The organism is uncultured Meiothermus sp., from assembly GCF_937863175.1.
In the GTDB taxonomy this organism is placed as follows: Bacteria; Deinococcota; Deinococci; order Deinococcales; family Thermaceae; genus Meiothermus.
On the sequence record NZ_CALMCQ010000005.1, the window covers coordinates 1 to 4,229 of the forward strand.

2 protein-coding genes and 1 rRNA gene are annotated in these 4,229 nt (G+C 55.7%); all 3 read right to left on the reverse strand.

Translation table 11 applies throughout. The features are described from left to right. Nucleotides 1-1,976: ribosomal RNA gene (locus tag Q0288_RS00095) — 23S ribosomal RNA — on the reverse strand; the annotation flags it as partial. A gap of 339 nt (nucleotides 1,977-2,315) precedes the next feature. Continuing rightward, nucleotides 2,316-3,260, reverse strand: a complete 945-nt coding sequence (locus Q0288_RS00100) for a response regulator (protein WP_299425305.1) — start codon at nucleotides 3,258-3,260, stop codon at nucleotides 2,316-2,318. 181 nt (nucleotides 3,261-3,441) lie between these two features. Next, the gene (locus tag Q0288_RS00105) at nucleotides 3,442-4,179 is read right to left on the reverse strand and encodes a DUF4388 domain-containing protein (RefSeq protein WP_299425308.1); all 738 of its coding nucleotides are present in this window, start codon (nucleotides 4,177-4,179) and stop codon (nucleotides 3,442-3,444) included. Nucleotides 4,180-4,229: the final 50 nt, after the last annotated feature.

The window sequence follows — 4,229 nt, forward strand, 5'->3', positions numbered from 1 at the left end:
GAATTTCGCTACCTTAGGACCGTTATAGTTACGGCCGCCGTTCACTGGGGCTTCAGTTCAGGGCTTGCACCCCTCCCCTTGACCTTCCAGCACCGGGCAAGCGTCGCTCCGTATACTTCCACTTACGTGTTCGCACAGAGCTGAGTTTTTGGTAAACAGTCGCCAGAGTCTATTCACTGCGGCTGAAGCAGAGCCGCGAACGGCCCCGCCACAGCACCCCTTCTCCCGAAGTTACGGGGCTAGATTGCAAAGTTCCTTAGCGAGGGTTCTCCCGCGCGCCTTGGTGCATTTACACCCACCCACCTGTGTCGGTTTACGGTACGGGTACTCTGCAGTTATGCTTAGAGGCTTTTCTCGGCTCCCTGGCTTCGGCGAGTTGTCACCTTGCGGCTTCCACACCACCCACCGGTATCTGGGCTACGGATTTGCCTGTAGCCCCCTTTGGGTTTCTGTCCGGGCTCGTCCATGGCTCCGGTTCACCTAGCCTGAAGCGTCCCCCCATCGCACTGCATAGTAGGACTGGAGTATTAACCAGTTGTCCGTCGGCCTCGCCTCTCGGCTTATCCTTAGGCCCCGCCTAACCCTACGATGACGACCATCGCGTAGGAAACCTTGGGTTTACGGCGAAGAGGATTCTCACCCCTTTTATCGTTACTCATGCTGGCATTCGCACTTCCCGTACCTCCACCACTCCTCACGGTATGGCTTCTTCGGCATAGGGAACGCTCCTCTACCGCTCCACTGGGCAAAGCCCAGCAAAGCCCGCGAATTCGGTGACAGGTTTAAGCCCCGATCATTTTCAGCGCAGGGTCACTCGACTAGTGAGCTATTACGCACTCTTTAAAGGATGGCTGCTTCTAAGCCAACCTCCTAGCTGTCTGAGCAACCCCACATCTTTATCCACTTAACCTGTACTGGGGGACCTTATTCGGCGATCTCTGTTGTTCCAGCGCTTGGACACGGATGTTAGCACTCGTGCCCTCACTCCCGGACTCCATTTTGGACCCTTCAGAGTTTGAAAGGGTTTGGTAGGCTGGTAGGCCCCCTAGCCCTATCAGTGCTTTACAGGCCCAAATAAGCATCCGAGGCTGACCCTAAAGTCATTTCGAGGAGAACTAGCTATCTCCCAGATCGGTTAGCTTTTCACTCCTAATCCCAACTCATCCAAAGGATTTGCATCTCCAACTGGTTCGGCCCTCCACGCAGTGTCACCCGCGCTTCAGCCTGGTCAGGACTAGCTCTCTGGGTTTCGAGTCTACGCCAACGAACTACATGGGCCGTCGCCGGCCCATCTGCGCCCTATTCGGACTCGGTTTCCCTACGCCTCCACCTCTCGGCTTAAGCTCGCTCGCTAACGTAAGTCGCCAGCTCATGCTTCAATAGGCACACCAAAAGACCGCTACTTGCGTAGATAGTCCCTTGATTGCTTGTGAGCACACGGTTTCAGGTTCTATTTCACTCCCCTCCCGGGGTTCTTTTCACCTTTCCCTCACGGTACTGGTACGCTATCGGTCACCTAGAGTATTTAGCCTTATGCGGTGGGCCGCACTGATTCACCCATAGCTCCACGAACCACAGGCTACTCGGGTACTGGCTACTAGCGTCCGCCTTTCGTCTACAGGATTTTCACCTTCTATGATGGGCCTTCCCAGACCCTTCGACTAAGCTTCCGCTTCGATATCGCCAGCCCCACAACCCCACTGAGCACGCTCAGCGGTTTAGGCTTTTCCCTTTTCGCTCGCCGCTACTCAGAGAATCGAACTCTCTTTCTGCTCCTCTGGGTACTTAGATGTTTCAGTTCCCCAGGTTCCCCCTCACTTGCGTGAGTGACCTGTGTTCCCACAGGCCGGGTTCCCCCATTCGGATACCCCGGTATCAAAGCTTACTACCAGCTCCACCGGGCTTTTCGCAGGTAATCACGTCCTTCATCGGCTCAGGTGCCAGGGCATCCTCCGTGTGCCCGTTCTATCTTGACCTTTATTCCTGCCTCTGGGGTTGCCCCCAGATTTAAGGTCTATTCATCACACCCTGGACTCAGAACGGCGTTCTACCTCATAAGAGATAAAACATCGCCCAGGATGCTTCTCCTTCACTTCCTTACTACCCCTTTTTCATGATCCTCGCACCGGCCATCTTCATGGGGCGCAACGAAGAGACTACCGAATACTCCAGGTTCTGTCAACACCCCTAATCAACAGACAATGTTCGGTGCGGAACACGAAAATCAAACGACCGAAAGGCCCAGCATTATGAAGGATGCCCTACGGAAGAAGTGCTCGGTGAGAAGGGGTGAACACCACAAAAACACGCTTGGGTTAATCACCCAGCACTGCTTTGAGTTGCGGCATCTGCTTGAGTACCAGATAGCGAATCACGCCCGTTCCGCCGGTGCCGCGCAGCATGAGCACCAGCGAGGACTTAGCACTGATACGGTTTACCATGAGGGTTTTGCCAAGATACTCGAGGTTGAGGCTCTGGATGGAAGAGAGGTGATATTTATCCCCCATTACGCTCGAGATCGAGAGCATGGTATGCAAGTAGGTCGCCAGCAGGTCAGGTTCATCAACGGTCTGACCCACCCAGGCCAGCAATTTGCCCATATTGTTTATCACCAAAACGCTTTCAATCTCGGGCTTATCCAGGAAAGGTCGCAACACTTCCATCAGGGGTTGATTGTGGATCTGAGCAGCAACCGCCATCTGGGGCGTGGGCGGGATGGGAGCAGGAGCCAGGGGGGGAGGGGTGGGGGGATCCGCCTGGCTGGGTGCAACCGCTACAGGGGAGGGTGGACTCGAAACAGGTGGAACTGGGGTGGTGGCTTGAATGGGTGTGAAAACAGGAGGGGTTGGACTGGGGGTGGGTTTGCTGATGGCAGGGGTCACCTGTTTGACGACATGGAGAGCACGCTCGATTTTGGGGAAGAGATCGTCGGGTGTAAAGGGTTTGGAAACCACGTCGAAGGCCCCGGCTTGCTGGGCCTGGGCAACCACCCCCTCATTGATGATGCCCGAAATGAGGATGACCGGGACACCCTGCGTGGTTTTGTTCAGTTTTAGCATCTGGCACAGTTCAAAACCACTCATGCCCGGCATGACTACATCGGCGATCACCAGGTTGGGTGTATTGCGGCTGGCCGCCTCGAGGCCCTGTTCGGCGGTCTCGCTGGTCGAGACTACCAGGCCACGGGTGGACAACAGGCGCTCCAACACCTTGCGTACGCTGGTGCTGTCGTCAACAACTAGAACCTTGGCTCCTTGCATAGCTATATCAATGGTAGGGCTGCAAACGACACTGCCCGGTGATGTGTGACCATTACGGGAGGCATGGGTTAACACACGATGATCAGGAGCAGACAAAAAAACTGCTCCTGACAGGGGTTTTTGTCACGGTTCCCGTTATTTTTGCCATCAAAGCTTGGGTGGCATTTTTCTCAGAACTGCGCTAATTGATGCCGTGTTGGCGATGATCCATCTCGACGGCCAGCGAGAGCAGGAGTTGATCGGTGCTTTTGCGGATGGTGACAGGTTCCAGGAGAAAATCGGCTTCGGTCAGGGGTTCGAAGTGGAAGTGGCCCCTCTGCTGACTTTCTGCCTTGAGCAACAGATGCAGAACAGCATCTTCTCCGCTCTTTTCGGCATATTCGGCATGGATGAGCTGACCTCGGGTAAAAAGCCAGCTGGCGCTCCCCGCCTCGATTTCGACCCGCAACCGCCCGGTTTTGGCGGATTTGGCCAGCCACTGGGCCAGCTCGAACAGGCTTACGTCGCCCAGTTGCCCTTGAATACCGTGTTGTGCGACGGGGTTGGTTGGTTCGGAGATATAAGTCTTGCGGGTAAGCTCGAGGATCAGCTTGTAGGCACTGCGCACCACTTCAGGAATGCTGGTGTCGGCTGGCATGATCAGATCGAGATCGCTGGTATGGGGTGAAGAGGTATTGTCGAGCAGGACAAAAGGCACCAGGGCGAGCTGGGGGTCGGAGCGCACCAAGTCGAAGAACTCGATACCGCTCAGGTCGCGGAGCGTGGCGGTGCTCACGATCACATCGGGGCGGCAGCGTTCCAGAAGCGTCATGGCATAGAGGGCACTGTCCTCGACCTGGACGTCAAACCCCGACAGGGCAAAGCTGTCTTTGAGTGCGCTACCGCGCCCCGGTTGACCGGTCAGGATCAGTGCCTTCATTGAATAATCTCCTTTGCCATGCCAGCACCCCTGGTAATGCCTGCAAATTG